The sequence below is a fragment of the Phenylobacterium sp. genome (assembly GCF_044371015.1).
GTDB lineage: Bacteria > Pseudomonadota > Alphaproteobacteria > Caulobacterales > Caulobacteraceae > Phenylobacterium.
Genome location: NZ_JBILUK010000010.1, coordinates 1 through 13223, shown reverse-complemented (window position 1 = coordinate 13223; position 13223 = coordinate 1). Strand labels below are relative to the sequence as shown.

Sequence of the window (13223 nt, the reverse complement as noted above, 5' to 3'; positions counted from 1 at the left end):
GCATGATCCAGACCGAACGCCTGATCCTGCGTCCGTGGCGGGACGACGACCGCGCGCCCTTCGCCGCGATCAACGGCGACCCCCGCGTCGGCCAGTGGCTCGGCGGGGCCATCGACCGCGCCGCCAGCGACGTGCTGATGGATCGCATCCAGGCCCAGATCGAGGCTGAGGGGTTCGGCTTTTGGGCGGCCGAGCGCCGGGCCGACGGCCGCCTCGCGGGCATGATCGGCATCCGTCGCCAGGCCGAGACCCCGCCCGGTCCCTGCCTGGAGCTTGGCTGGCGGCTTGCGGTGGAGATGCAGGGCGCCGGCCTCGCCACCGAAGGCGCCCGCGCCGCGCTGCTCTGGGGGTTTCAGACCCAGGCGGACGATGAGATCCTCTCCTGGACGGCCTCGACCAACCTCGCCTCCCAGGCGGTGATGCGCCGCATCGGCATGACGCCCGACCCGAGCCGCGACTTCGATCACCCCAGGCTCGCCAAGGACCACCCCCTGAACCGCCACGTGGTCTACGTCGCGCGGCGCTGAACTCTCCCTCTCTCAGTGTCATGGCCCGGCTCGTCCGGGCCACCCATTGCGCGCGAGCCTCTCAAGGCTGGCGCCGTGCTCAATAGATCCCCCGGACAAGCCGGGGGATGACAGATCAGGATGAGGAGGCCAGAATGTTGCGGATTTGTTCACTGCCAGCACAGCATGCCCGCCGTCTACATCCTCGCCAGCCGCCGCCACGGAACGCTCTATGTTGGCGTCACTGGCGCGCTCCTGCGGCGGGTCAGCCAGCATCGCGAAGATGTGCATGAGGGATTCACCCGGCGCCATGGCGTGAAGCGGCTCGTCTGGATCGAGTGGCATCTGGACATCGGCGCCGCGATCCACCGGGAAAAGCGCCTGAAGAAGTACAAGCGCGACTGGAAGATCAATCTGATCGAGCGGGACAATCCTCAGTGGGAAGACCTCTATCCCCAGTTCTTCGTCGAACAGGGACCGCTGTCTGAGCTCCAGGAACGCCCGCCCGCGATGTAACCACCCGGGTCATTCCCCTTTCCCAAAAGTGTCATGGCCCGGCTTGTCCGGGCCACCCATTGCGCGCGAGCCTCTCAAGGCTGGCGCGGCGCACAATAGATCCCCCGGACAAGCCGGGGGATGACGCTTTGGAAGGGGATCGTCGGATCAGACTTCGAACGCCGCCTCGGTCTTGGCCCGGATCTCATCCAGCGACACGCCCGGCGCCCGTTCCAGCAGCCGCAAGGGCGACTTGCCCCGGTTGACCTCGAACACGCCGAGATCGGTCACCACCAGGTCGACCACCCCCTGGCCGGTCAGCGGCAGGGTGCAGGCGTTGAGCAGCTTGGGCGCGCCGGTCTTCTCGTTGTGCTCCATCACAACCACCACGCGCTTGACGCCGGCCACCAGGTCCATGGCCCCGCCCATGCCCTTCACCATCTTGCCCGGCACCATCCAGTTGGCGAGGTCGCCATTGGCCGCCACCTGCATCGCGCCCAGGATCGAAAGGTCGATATGCCCGCCGCGGATCATGGCGAAACTGTCGGCGCTCGAAAAATAAGAGCTCGAAGGCAATGCCGTGATCGTCTGCTTGCCGGCGTTGATCAGGTCCGGGTCGGCCTCGCCCTCATAGGGGAACGGCCCCATGCCCAGCATGCCGTTTTCGCTCTGCAGCTCCACATCGATGCCCGGCGGGATGTGATTGGCCACCAGCGTCGGAATGCCGATGCCCAGGTTCACATAGAAGCCGTCCTTCAGCTCCTTCGCCGCGCGGGCGGCGATATCGTCGCGGGTCCAGGACATCAGGCTGTCTCCCGCTTGCGGGTGGTGAGCTGTTCGATGCGCTTCTCGTAGGCCGCGCCTTCGATGATGTGCTGCACATAGACGCCCGGCGTGTGGATATGGTCCGGATCGAGCGAGCCGGTCGCGACCAGCTGCTCCACCTCGGCCACCGTCACCTTGCCGGCCGTGGCCATCATCGGATTGAAGTTCCGCGCGGTCATTCGATAGACGAGGTTGCCTTCGTCATCGCCCTTCCAGGCCTTGACGATGGCCAGGTCCGCGGTCAGCCCGCGCTCCATCACATAGCGCTCGCCGTCGAACTCGCGCACCTCCTTGCCCTCGGCCACCAGGGTGCCGACGCCGGTCTTGGTGAAGAAGGCCGGGATACCCGCGCCGCCGGCCCGGATACGCTCGGCCAGCGTGCCCTGCGGGTTGAACTCCAGCTCCAGCTTGCCGGAGAGATAGAGCTCGGCGAACAGCTTGTTCTCACCCACATAGCTCGAGATCATCTTCCGGATCTGACCGCCGGCCAGCAGGATCCCCAGGCCGAAATCATCGACCCCGCAGTTGTTGGAGATGACCGTCAGCTCCTTCACCCCCGAGGCGCGGATCGCCGCGATCAGGGTCTCCGGGATGCCGCAGAGGCCGAAGCCCCCCGCCATGATCGTCATGCCGTCGAACAGCCGCCCTTGCAGCGCCTCGACCGCGTCCTTGCGCACCTTGCTGGCCATGCACGGCTTCTACGCTGCAATGCAGCATTTGGGAACCGGGGACGGGGTGGAATTGAAGGGTCGCCCTTCACACCGTGACCGAACCCACCCTCACAACCGTCATCCCCCGGCTTGTCCGGGGGACCCATTGCGCTGAGCGTCAATCGCGTCGCGCCGAGCCCAATAGATCCCCCGGACAAGCCGGGGGATGACAAACTGGGAGGGCGGGGGGGCGCCGTACGCCTGGTGACCCCCCAAACCTCGCCACCGAGCGTCGCAGGCGCGCAGAGAGGGAGAGACAAATGGGTGGGCCGCTCAGCCAATCCCTGTCGTCCTGCGCTGCGACGGAATCCGTGTGCGTCCCGCATTCGCGCCCTGTCCGACATCGAAAGTTGCCAATTTGTTCTACCCGAACTTCAGCCTCTGTGCTAGGATCGTTGATGCCCTTCCCGAGCCCCCCAAACATTTTCCAACGCCCCCTCGCCGAGGGAAAATCTCACCCCCATCTCCCCTCGGAGCCGCCCGGAAAACATGCGTTTCTATGTCTGGTATGTGGAAAATCTTGGAGCCGCATGACCCGCCCCACAAACCACGTGCGCCGCACGCCAAGCCGTGGCTTCACTAGCCCCCATGCACGGTGACTCCTTCCTCCTCCAGGCGCTGGTCTATCTGGCGGCCGGCGTGATCTCGGTGCCGATCGCCAAGCGGCTCGGACTGGGCTCGGTGCTGGGCTATCTGATCGCCGGCGCGGCAGTGGGGCCGTTCGCGCTCGATCTGGTGGGCGAGGCGGGCGACGTGGGCCGGTTCGCCGAGTTCGGCGTGGTGATCCTGCTGTTCCTGATCGGGCTGGAGGTGCGGCCCGCCCTGCTCTGGCAGATGCGCACCTCGATCTTCGGCCTGGGCGCCGCGCAGATGGCGGCCTCGGGCCTGCTGCTGGGCGGCGCGGCCTGGGCGCTGGGCGTGGCGCCCGGCGCGGCGGTGGCGCTGGGTCTGATCCTGGCGCTCTCCTCCACCGCCATCGTGCTGCAGAACCTGGAGGAAAAAGGCCTTCGCCAGGGCCCCGCCGGCCAGTCGGCGTTCGGCGTCCTGCTGTTCCAGGATCTGGCGGTGATCCCGCTGTTCGCCTTCCTGCCGCTGCTGGCGGGGGCGGCGGCGACGGCCGCGGCGATCGAGACGGGCGGCCATGGCGGCGGCGCCCTGGCCGCCCTGCCGGAATGGGCCCGCGTGCTGGCCACCCTCGCCGCCGTCGCCGCCGTCGTGGTCGGCGGGCGCTACCTCACCCGGCCCCTGTTCCGCTTCATCGCCCAGGCCCGGCTGCGCGAGATCTTCACCGCCTCGGCCCTGCTGATCGTGGTCGGCGTGGCCGCGCTGATGGAGGCGGTGGGCCTCTCGCCCGCGCTCGGCGCCTTCCTGGCCGGCGTTGTGCTGGCCGAGAGCGAGTTCCGGCGCGAGCTGGAAACCGACATCGAGCCGTTCCGGGGCCTGCTGCTGGGTCTCTTTTTCATAACTGTGGGGGCGGGTCTGAACTTCGGCCTGATCGCCGCCCAGCCCGTCGTCATCCTGGCCCTCACGCTGGGCCTCATGGCGCTGAAGTTCGCAGCCATGTTCGGCGTCGGCCTCGCCTTCCGCAATCCCGCGCGCGATGCGGGCGTCACCGCGGTCTCCCTGGCCCAGGGCGGCGAGTTCGCCTTCGTGCTGCTGACCTTCGTGGTCGGCGCCGCGGTGCTGGATGCGCAGACCGCCGCCATCGCCACCGCCATCGTGGCGCTGTCCATGGCGCTGACGCCTCTGGTCTTCTCGGCCTATGAGCGGCTGGTCCTGAACCGCGTCCCGGCCCGCGACGAACCCGAGCACCTGGCTTTTGATGAGGGCGCGCCCGACGCCATCGTCGCCGGCTTCGGCCGCTTCGGCCAGATCGCCACCCGCCTGCTTACCGCCAACGACTTCAAGGTGGTGCTGCTGGACAGCTCCATCGAGCAGATCGACCTGATCCGCCGCTTCGGCTGGCCGGTGCACTATGGCGACGCCACGCGGCTGGACCTGCTGCGCGCCGCCGGGGCCGACAAGGCCAAACTCCTGCTGGTCGCGATCGACGACCGCGACAAGGCGGTTGAGCTGGTCAAGGCGGCCACCGACTATTTCCCCAACCTGACCATCCTGGCCCGCGCCTACGACCGCCGCCACGCCTATGAGCTGATCCGGGTCGGCGGTGACGAGGTGGAGCGCGAGACCTTCGAGGGCGCACTGGCGTTCGGGCGCAAGGCCCTGCTCCGGCTGGGCCTCTCGGATCGTCGGGCGGCGCGGGCGGTCAGCCTGTTCCGCGAGCACGACCACAAGCTTTTCAACAAGCTGGCGCCGATCTCCGGCGAAGAGGAACGCTACATCATGGCCACGCGCGACAGCCGCGCGACCATGGAAAAACTGCTGGCCGCCGAGATGGAGCGCATGCGCGTCGAAGAGGCCGAAGAAGAGGCCCGGGAGACGCAAGCCCCGCACCGGCGGCTGGAGCCGAACTGAGCGCAGGTGTATTCACTCAAGCCCATGAGCCAGGCCCCGAACCTCCCCGCCGCGATCACGCCGGTCTCCTACACCCTGATCGACCGCGATTTCGACGCCTTCACCCAGGCGCTGGGCGGCAGTTTCGCCCGCTGGGGCTTCGCGGTGCTGGCTGATCATGGCCTGCCGCAGAACCGGGTCGACGCGGCGCTCGCCGAGACCAGGGCCTTCTTCGCCTTGCCGGAGGCGACCAAGCTCAAGTACCGACTGCCGGTGGCCGGCCAGCGCGGCTACACCCCGTTCGGCGTCGAGACCGCCAAGGGCCACGCCCACTACGACCTCAAGGAATTCTGGCACGTCGGCCGCGACCTGCCGCCCGGCCATCGTTTCCGCGACCACATGCCCGACAACGTCTGGCCCGACGCCGAGCTGCCGGCGTTCCGGGAACGCCTGTCCTGGCTCTATGGCGCGCTCGACGGCATGGGCCTCAAGGTGCTCGAAGCCATCGCCGTCTGGCTCGACCTGCCGCGCGACTTCTTCGCCGCGACGGTCGGCGAAGGGAACTCCATCCTCCGCCTGCTGCACTATCCCCCTGTGCCGCAGGACGGCCCGCATATCCGGGCCGGGGCGCATGAGGACATCAATGTCATCACCCTGCTCCTGGGGGCGGACGAAGCGGGGTTGGAAGTCCAGGATCACGACGGCCGCTGGATCGCCATCAATCCGCCGCCGGGCGCCCTGGTGATCAACATCGGCGACATGCTGCAGCGGCTCTGCAACCACCGCCTGCCGTCCACGACCCACCGGGTGGTCAATCCGGCGCCCGAGCGGCGGGGCTTCCCGCGCTACTCCACGCCCTTCTTCCTGCACTTCAATTCCGACTACCTGATCCGCACCCTGCCGGGCTGCGTCGATGCGTCCAACCCGGACCGCTATCCCGAGCCCATCACGTCCCACGCCTTCCTCGAAGAGCGCCTGCGCGAGATCAAGCTGGCGTGAGTTTCGCCAGCAGCAGGCCCTCGGCGACCTGGGCGCCGACGCTCGCCAGCACCTCGTCCACCGTCCCGTCGAAGGGCGCGGCCAGGGTGTGCTCCATCTTCATCGCTTCCAGCACCAGCAGCGGCTGGCCCTTGGCGACAGCGTCACCCGCCTTGACCGAGACCTGGGTCACCTTGCCCGGCATCGGCGCATGAACCTGACCGTCACCCGCCGCGCCGCCGGGTCCGCCCGCCGGCGGCTGATCCCGGAACACAAAGGCTTCGCCGCCTTCGAACACCACCACCGCGCCGGCCTCAATCCGATGCAGGCTCCGGCTCGGCGCCGCGCCGATGGGGCAGGCGATGGGCGCCCCGTCAAGGAACAGGCGGGTGTCGCTGGCCGGGACGGCGTTCAGCCGGAAGCCCTGGATCGCCGTCCAAGGCGACGCATCGGCGCTGACCGCGGCCCGGAACGCCCAGCCCGCCGTGGCCAGCGCCTCGACAGAGGGCTGCGCGGACGCGGTCAGCGTCTCCAGATCCTGCCCGATCAGGCCGGTGTCCACGCTGCCGGCGATGAAGTCCGGCGCCTCGAGACACCGCGCCAGGAAGCCGGCGTTGGTCCGCACGGGCCACACCTCCACCGCCTCGCAGGCCGCCGCCAGCTCGGCGATCGCCTGTTCGCGGGTCGGCGCATGGGCGATGAGCTTGGCGATCATCGGATCGTAGAAGGACGTGATCTCGTCACCCGCTTCGACGCCCGAATCCGTCCTTACGCCGCCCGGCAGTCGGAACGCCTCCAGCCGCCCGATCGAAGGCAGGAAGCCCGTAGCCGGCGTCTCCGCATAGAGCCTCGCTTCCAGCGCATGGCCGGTCAGCGTGATCTGGTCCTGAGTGCGCGGCAGCGGCTCGCCCGCCGCCACCCGGAACTGCCACTCCACAAGGTCGAGGCCTGTAACCATCTCGGTGACCGGATGCTCGACCTGCAGCCGGGTGTTCATCTCCATGAACCAGATGCGGTCCCCCCGCAGGCCTTCGCTGGCGTCGGCGATGAACTCCACCGTGCCCGCGCCCTGGTAGCCGACGGCCTGGGCGGCCTTGACGGCGGCCTGCGTCACCGCCGCGCGGGCGGCCTCGGTCATGCCGGGCGCCGGGGCTTCCTCGATCACCTTCTGGTGGCGCCGCTGGAGCGAACAGTCGCGCTCGAACAGATGGACCACGTTCCCGCGCGTGTCGCCGAACACCTGCACCTCGATATGGCGCGGTCGGGCCACATAGGTCTCGATCAGCACCCGGTCGTCACCGAAGCTCGCCGCCGCCTCACGTCGGCAGCTCTCCAGCGCCGCGGCGAAGTCCTCGGCCGCATCCACCCGCCGCATCCCCTTGCCGCCGCCCCCGGCCACCGCCTTGATCAGCACCGGGTAGCCGATGCGGGCGGCTTCACGGGCCAGCGTCTCCGCCGCCTGATCCGCACCCAGATAGCCCGGCGTCACGGGCACCCCGGCCTTCTGCATCAGGTCCTTGGCCGCGTCCTTCAGGCCCATGGCCCGGATCGCCGCAGGCGGCGGCCCGATCCAGATAAGCCCCGCCGCCATCACCGCTTCGGCGAACTGGGCGTTCTCCGAAAGAAATCCATAACCCGGGTGGATCGCTTCTGCGCCCGAGGCGCGAGCAGCCTCCAGGATGCGGTCGCCGATCAGATAGCTATCGCGCGCCGGCGCCGGCCCGATCCGCACCGCGACGTCGGCCTCCCGCACGTGCGCCGCGCCGGCGTCGGCGTCCGAGAACACCGCCACGGTTCCGATCCCCATCCGCCGCGCCGTGGCGAACACACGCCGCGCGATCTCTCCCCGATTGGCGACCAGGACCGACCTGAACATGCTCATCACATCCGAAACACGCCGAAGCGCGTCTCCGGGATCGGAGCGTTCAGCGCCGCGCTGATCGAGAGCCCGAGCACGTCGCGGGTCTGCACCGGGTCGATGATCCCGTCGTCCCAGAGCCGGGCGGTCGCATGGTAGGGGCTGCCCTCGTCCTCGTAGCGCTGCCGGATCGGGGCTTTGAAGGCCTCGGCTTCCTCCGGGCTCCAGCGCTCTGCGTCGCGGTGCACGGTCGCCAGCACGCTCGCCGCCTGTTCGCCGCCCATCACGCTGATGCGGCTGTTGGGCCAGGTCCAGAGAAAGCGTGGACTATAGGCCCGACCGCACATGCCGTAGTTTCCGGCCCCGAAGCTGCCGCCGATCAGCACCGTGAACTTGGGTACTTCCGCGCTCGCCACCGCAGTCACCAGCTTGGCGCCGTCCTTGGCGATCCCGCCGGCCTCATACCTCCCGCCGACCATGAAGCCCGAGATGTTCTGCAGGAAGATCAGCGGGACCTTCCGTTTGCAGGCCAGCTCGATGAAGTGCGCGCCCTTCAACGCGCTCTCCGAGAACAGCACGCCGTTATTGGCCAGGATCGCGACCGGATAGCCCCAGATGCGTGCGAACCCGCAGACCAGGGTGGTCCCGTAGAGCGCCTTGAACTCGTCGAACCGGCTGCCGTCCACGATCCGCGCGATCACCTCGCGCACATCATAGGGCGCGCGCACATCGGTCGGGATGATCCCGTAGAGTTCCTCAGGATCGAGGCTCGGCGGCTCGGGTTCGGCCATGACCGGGCCCTGCGGCTTCGCGCCGTTCAGATTGGAGACGATCCGCCGCACCAGCGCCAGCGCGTGCTCATCGTTCTCGGCCACATGGTCGACCACACCAGACCGACGGCCGTGGGTGTCCGCACCGCCCAGCTCCTCGGCCGAGATCACTTCGCCCGTGGCGGCCTTCACCAGCGGCGGGCCGCCCAGGAAAATCGTCCCCTGGCCGCGCACGATTATGGTCTCGTCGCTCATCGCCGGCACATAGGCGCCGCCCGCCGTGCAGCTTCCCATTACGCAGGCGATCTGGGCGATGCCCTCGGCGCTCATCCGCGCCTGATTGAAAAAGATTCGGCCGAAATGCTCTCGATCGGGAAACACCTCGGCCTGGTGGGGCAGGTTCGCGCCGCCCGAGTCCACCAGATAGATGCAGGGCAGGCGGTTCTCTTGCGCGATCTCCTGCGCCCGCAGGTGCTTCTTCACCGTCAACGGATAATAGGCCCCGCCCTTCACCGTGGCGTCGTTGGCGAGGACCATGACCTCGCGGCCTTCGACGCGGCCGACGCCGCAGATCAACCCTGCTGCCGGCGCCTCGTCGTCATAGAGCCCGAAGGCGGTCAATTGGCCGATCTCCAGAAACGGCGCGCCCGGATCCAGCAGCCGCATGACGCGGTCCCGGGGCAGGAGCTTGCCCCGGCTCGTGTGCCGCTCCCGGCTCTGCGCCGACCCGCCCAGCGCCGCCTGCGCGGCCCGCGCCCGCAGATCTTCCGCCAGCGCGCGATTGACCGCTGCATTGGCGGCGAAGGCGGCCGAGCCCGGGTCGACCGTCGTGGAAAGCCGGTTCATGCCCGCGAGCAACACCGGCCCGCCCGTCACCGTCAAGCGTCAGATTTGATCCTCGAACCCGGCCGAGCGGACCTCCGCCTAGCCTGACCCCGCGTCGCCATGGCAGGAAGCGTTCCATGAGCGAGACCTTTCCCGAGATCCGCGAGGCGGTGCGCAAACTGTGCGCGCGATTCCCCGGCGCCTACTGGCGCGAGTTGGATCGAGAGCGGGCCTACCCGACCGCCTTTGTGCAGGCGCTGACCGAAGGCGGGTTCCTCTCGGTGCTGATACCCGAGGCGTATGGCGGCTCCGGCCTGGGTCTTGGCGCGGCGACCGCAGTGCTGGAGGAGATCCACCGCTCCGGATGCAACGGCGCCGCCTGTCATGCCCAGATGTACACCATGGGCACCCTGCTGCGGCACGGCTCGCCCGCCCAGAAGGAGGCCTACCTGCCCAAGGTGGCCACGGGCGAACTTCGCCTCCAGGCCTTCGGGGTCACCGAACCCGACGCCGGCACCGACACCACGCGCATCACCACCTTCGCTCGCAGGGACGGCGACCGCTACATCGTCAACGGCCGCAAAATCTGGATCAGCCGCGCCGAGCACTCCGACCTGATGGTGCTGCTCTGCCGCACCTCCCCGCGTGACGAGGCCAGAACCTCGGCCGGCATGAGCGTGCTGCTGGTCGACATGCGTAGGGCGCGCGGCAACGGTCTGACGATCAACCCAGTCCGCACCATGCTGAACCACGCCACCACCGAGCTGGTGTTCGATGATCTGGAAGTGCCCGCCGAAAACCTGCTCGGCGAAGAGGGCAAGGGCTTCAGGTACATCTTGGACGGCATGAACGCCGAGCGCATCCTGATCGCGGCGGAGTGCATCGGCGACGCCCGCTTCTTCATCGACCGCGCCAGCCAGTACGCCAAGGATCGCGTCGTGTTCGGCCGCCCGATCGGCGAGAACCAGGGCGTCCAGTTCCCGCTCGCCAGAGCCTATGTGCAGATGACGTCAGCCAGCCTGGTGGTCGACCATGCCGCCGCTCTGTTCGAGGCCGGCCAGCCCTGCGGGACCGAGGCCAACATGGCCAAGCTTGTCGCCTCCGAAGCCAGCTGGTTCGCCGCCGACATGGCCATCCAGACCCACGGTGGTTTCGGCTTCGCCGAGGAATACGACATCGAGCGCAAGTTCCGCGAAACCCGCCTCTACCAGGTGGCGCCGATCTCCACGAACCTCATCCTCAGCCACGTCGCCACCCACGTGCTCGGCCAGCCCAAGAGCTTCTGATGACCTACGAGACCATTCGCCTGGAAGAACCCGCCCCCGGTGTTGTCGCCATCGTGTTCAACCGGCCGGACGTGGCCAATGCGCTGTCTACCCGGATGGGCCATGAACTGCTCGACGCCTGGACCTCGCTCCAGACGCGTGAGGGCCTGCGCTGTGTGGTCCTGCGGGGCGAGGGTCGCCACTTCCAGGCTGGCGCCGACCTCAAGGAACGCAACGGCATGACCGACGAGGCCTGGGCCGCCCAGCACAAGGTGTTCGAGGACATGGCCCAGGCGCAACTGGCCTGCCCCGTCCCGGTGATCGCCGCGGTGCAGGGCGCGGCCATGGGCGGCGGCTGCGAGATGACGCTGGCCTGCGATTTCGCCTACGCCGCTGAAGGCGCCCGGTTCGGCCTGCCGGAAGCCGGTCTCGGCATCATGCCGGGCCTAGGCGGCACCCAGTTGCTCACCCGCGCCGTCGGACCGCGCCGGGCCATGGAGTTTCTCACCACCGCCGCCCCCATCTCGGCCGAAAAGGCGCTGGAGATCGGCCTGGTCAACGGCGTCGTGCCGGCCGAAGCCCTGGTTGAGACCGTTAAGAGCGTCGCCGCCCAGATCGCCAGCCGCGCGCCGCTCTCCGTGCGCGGCTTGAAGCGCGTGGTTCGCGATGGCCAGGACCTCGACCTGGCCGCGGCCATGACCCTCGAACTCGAGATCTACTACCGCCTGTTCAAAACCGCCGACCGTCGCGAAGGCGTCGCCAGCTTCAACGAGAAGCGCGCCCCGGCGTTCCAGGGGCGATAGACGGCGCGGCCGTCGCATCGCTAGGGTTCCGCTCGAAAGTCGAGGCCCCCATGATCCGACGCGGAACCCCCTATCTGCACCCCCGCACCGAGCCCGCACCGGCGGCGTCGGTCGAGCTGGAGCGCGAGGGCTGCGTGGTTGTGCCCGGCGTTCTTTCCCCCGACGAGGTGGCTGAGCTCCGGGCCGAGATCGGCGCGATCTTCGACCGCGATCCGCCCGATCGACGCGGCGCGCGGCCGCCGGAAGACGCGGCGATGTTCCGCTACGCCATGCTCAACCGCAGCGCCGCGGCCCAGCGCGCCTGCGCCAATCCCCGCGTGCTGGAGGTGATCGAGCCGCTGTTGGGCGAGGACTGCCACGTCATCGCCAACACCGCCTGGCGCAACCCGGCCGGCCATCCGGGCTCTCACGGCGGACAGAACTGGCATATCGACGCCGGGCCCCATGTTCCGCTGCCGCCCGGCGTCCGCTGGCCGGAGGAAATCCCCCACCCGGTGTTCGCCATCGGTGTGCACCTTTACCTGCAGGACTGCGCCCTGGAAGACGGCCCCACCGGGGTCATCCGCCGCAGCCATCTCTCCGGCCGACCGCCGCCGCACGACCGGCTGTTGGACGATGATCTGGATCATGAGGGCGAAAGGGTCACCCCACTGATCACCCGGGCAGGCGACGCGGGACTGTTCGTTTCAGATGTCTGGCACCGGCGGATGCCGACGCGGCCCGGCGACCACGGCCGCTTCTTCCTCCAGATCCACTACGGTCGACGCGACATCGCCCAGCGCATCCTGCCCACCGACGCCGCCAATCAGCTCTCGCCGGAAGCCATCGCCCGCGCGGGCAGCCGCCGCGAACACACGGTGATCGGTCTGCATCCCATGCTGTTCTACGACGGGTAGCCGGGCGCGTCGTTAGGCGCCCGCGCCGCGCCTCACGGCGTCAGCGCTACGCCTTCGCGTCTCGGGTCGGCGCCGCCACGCAGGCCGGTCGGCGTTACCTCGACGCCGTGCAGGCCCGAGCCCTCCGCCCCGAAGCCTTGGATCAGGGTCACGCCCCGCGCCGCCAACCCGGCGCGAAGCTCCGGTGTGAATTTCTCCACCTCCGACGAATAGCCCCTCCCTCCGGCGATGAGGTTGGGCAGCGCCAGCGCGTCCTGCATCGGCAGTTTCCAGTCGAGCACGCCCATCAGCGCCTTCAGGTTATAAGCCAGAATCGCCGGTCCGCCTGGCGAGCCCAGGGCGGCGACGAAACGGCCCTGGCGGTCCAGCACGACGGCCGGCGCCATGGACGAGCGCGGCCGCTTGCCGCCGGCCACCGCGTTGGCTGCAGCAGTGCCGTCGCGGTTAAGCGGATTGGCCGAAAAATCGGTCAGCTGGTTGTTGAGGAAGAAGCCCGCCACCATCCGGCCAGAGCCGAAGATGCTCTCAACGGTGGTCGTCATCGAGACCACGTTGCCGGCCTTGTCGACCACCACGAAGTGGGTGGTGCCGGCCTCTTCCTTGGTGGCGTCGGGGGCCAGCGCCGGCGCGCCCCGCGGGCGGCCAGGGGGTGGCGGCTCCGTCGAAGCCATCGGGCCGATCAGCTTCACCCGTTCATCCAGATAGGCCGGGTCGAGCAGGCCCTCGGTCGGGACCTTCACGAAGTCCGGATCGGCCATGTAGCGGTCGCGGTCGGCGTACATAAGCCGGCTGGCCTGGCTGAACAGGTACCAGCCCTCCACATTGTTGACGTTCTGGG

12 protein-coding genes are annotated in these 13223 nt (G+C 68.7%); 7 read left to right on the top strand and 5 right to left on the bottom strand.

Translation table 11 applies throughout. The annotated features are described in order from the left end of the window. The first annotated feature begins 2 nt into the window (after positions 1-2). Both ACIQ3R_RS01865 and ACIQ3R_RS01860 read left to right on the top strand, forming a co-directional pair. The gene (locus tag ACIQ3R_RS01865; protein WP_397414439.1) at positions 3-527 is read left to right on the top strand and encodes a GNAT family N-acetyltransferase; all 525 of its coding nucleotides are present in this window, start codon (positions 3-5) and stop codon (positions 525-527) included. A 165-nt stretch (positions 528-692) separates the two neighbouring features. Beyond that, the gene (locus tag ACIQ3R_RS01860; protein WP_397414436.1) at positions 693-1022 is read left to right on the top strand and encodes a GIY-YIG nuclease family protein; all 330 of its coding nucleotides are present in this window, start codon (positions 693-695) and stop codon (positions 1020-1022) included. Positions 1023-1169: 147 nt separating this feature from the next. Here ACIQ3R_RS01860 and ACIQ3R_RS01855 read toward each other — a convergent pair whose 3' ends face one another. Then, positions 1170-1805 carry a 3-oxoacid CoA-transferase subunit B gene (locus tag ACIQ3R_RS01855; protein ID WP_397414434.1) on the bottom strand — a complete coding sequence of 212 codons (636 nt, stop codon included), beginning with the start codon at positions 1803-1805 and terminating at the stop codon, positions 1170-1172. Next, entirely contained in the window at positions 1805-2515 is a 711-nt protein-coding gene (locus ACIQ3R_RS01850) for a CoA transferase subunit A (protein ID WP_397414431.1), read from the bottom strand. The genes ACIQ3R_RS01855 and ACIQ3R_RS01850 overlap by 1 nt, the downstream gene beginning before the upstream one ends. Positions 2516-3124: 609 nt before the next feature. On the opposite strand from ACIQ3R_RS01850, the gene ACIQ3R_RS01845 reads away from it, so the two are divergent. Both ACIQ3R_RS01845 and ACIQ3R_RS01840 read left to right on the top strand, forming a co-directional pair. Then, complete coding sequence (locus ACIQ3R_RS01845) at positions 3125-5011, top strand: monovalent cation:proton antiporter-2 (CPA2) family protein (protein WP_397414429.1); 1887 nt, start codon at positions 3125-3127, stop codon at positions 5009-5011. Positions 5012-5035: 24 nt separating this feature from the next. Then, positions 5036-5989, top strand: a complete 954-nt coding sequence (locus tag ACIQ3R_RS01840; protein WP_397414427.1) for an isopenicillin N synthase family dioxygenase — start codon at positions 5036-5038, stop codon at positions 5987-5989. On the opposite strand, the gene ACIQ3R_RS01835 is transcribed toward ACIQ3R_RS01840, so the two are convergent. Together ACIQ3R_RS01835 and ACIQ3R_RS01830 are read right to left on the bottom strand one after the other, a co-directional pair. Further along, positions 5976-7844 (bottom strand): acetyl/propionyl/methylcrotonyl-CoA carboxylase subunit alpha, encoded by a 1869-nt coding sequence (locus ACIQ3R_RS01835; RefSeq protein WP_397414423.1) that lies wholly within the window; start codon positions 7842-7844, stop codon positions 5976-5978. The two genes, ACIQ3R_RS01840 and ACIQ3R_RS01835, sit on opposite strands and share 14 nt — an antisense overlap. Before the next feature lie 5 nt (positions 7845-7849). After that, positions 7850-9442 carry a carboxyl transferase domain-containing protein gene (locus ACIQ3R_RS01830; protein ID WP_397414490.1) on the bottom strand — a complete coding sequence of 531 codons (1593 nt, stop codon included), beginning with the start codon at positions 9440-9442 and terminating at the stop codon, positions 7850-7852. A 116-nt stretch (positions 9443-9558) separates the two neighbouring features. Here ACIQ3R_RS01830 and ACIQ3R_RS01825 point away from each other — a divergent pair, with 116 nt between their 5' ends. Genes ACIQ3R_RS01825 through ACIQ3R_RS01815 form a run of 3 tightly spaced genes read left to right on the top strand, consistent with a single transcriptional unit; the run spans position 9559 to position 12385 of the window. Beyond that, a complete protein-coding gene (locus ACIQ3R_RS01825; protein ID WP_397414421.1) occupies positions 9559-10707 on the top strand; it encodes an acyl-CoA dehydrogenase family protein in 1149 nt (382 codons plus the stop codon). Beyond that, the gene (locus ACIQ3R_RS01820; protein ID WP_397414418.1) at positions 10707-11489 is read left to right on the top strand and encodes an enoyl-CoA hydratase/isomerase family protein; all 783 of its coding nucleotides are present in this window, start codon (positions 10707-10709) and stop codon (positions 11487-11489) included. The genes ACIQ3R_RS01825 and ACIQ3R_RS01820 overlap by 1 nt, the downstream gene beginning before the upstream one ends. Before the next feature lie 50 nt (positions 11490-11539). Beyond that, the gene (locus tag ACIQ3R_RS01815; RefSeq protein WP_397414417.1) at positions 11540-12385 is read left to right on the top strand and encodes a phytanoyl-CoA dioxygenase family protein; all 846 of its coding nucleotides are present in this window, start codon (positions 11540-11542) and stop codon (positions 12383-12385) included. A gap of 32 nt (positions 12386-12417) precedes the next feature. On the opposite strand, the gene ACIQ3R_RS01810 is transcribed toward ACIQ3R_RS01815, so the two are convergent. Beyond that, a partial coding sequence (locus ACIQ3R_RS01810; protein WP_397414415.1) for a gamma-glutamyltransferase occupies positions 12418-13223 on the bottom strand: 806 nt, incomplete at its 5' end.